This window comes from Flavobacterium sp., from assembly GCF_003525665.1.
In the GTDB taxonomy this organism is placed as follows: Bacteria; Bacteroidota; Bacteroidia; order Flavobacteriales; family Flavobacteriaceae; genus Flavobacterium.
The window spans coordinates 14,737-15,001 of record NZ_DQDX01000131.1 but is presented as its reverse complement, the minus strand read 5'-3'; the positions used below and the strand labels follow the sequence as shown (position 1 = coordinate 15,001).

Genomic DNA, 265 nt, shown 5'->3' with positions numbered 1-265 from the left:
CTATTGAATTTCGAATGGCAAAACAAGTAAAAAAAGAAAAACCAAAATCAACCGAACCAGAAGAAAAACTTCCGTGGAAAATGAAAAGGCAATACAAAGTAGTTTTGGGTTGCCTTTTGGTTCTTTTATCAATCGGATTATTAGTAGCTTTTATTTCGTTCTTTATGCATGGTCAAGAAGATCAAAATTTAGTTTCGGATGTTACTGATAGAACTAAACCTGCCGCAAACTGGCTAGGAAAAGTGGGTGCATTCTTGTCAGACAT

1 protein-coding gene is annotated in these 265 nt (G+C 35.1%); it reads left to right on the top strand.

Going from position 1 to position 265, the window contains the following annotated elements:
- Positions 1-14: 14 nt before the first annotated feature.
- A partial coding sequence (locus tag DIU01_RS09395) for a DNA translocase FtsK 4TM domain-containing protein (RefSeq protein WP_290833809.1) occupies positions 15-265 on the top strand: 251 nt, incomplete at its 3' end.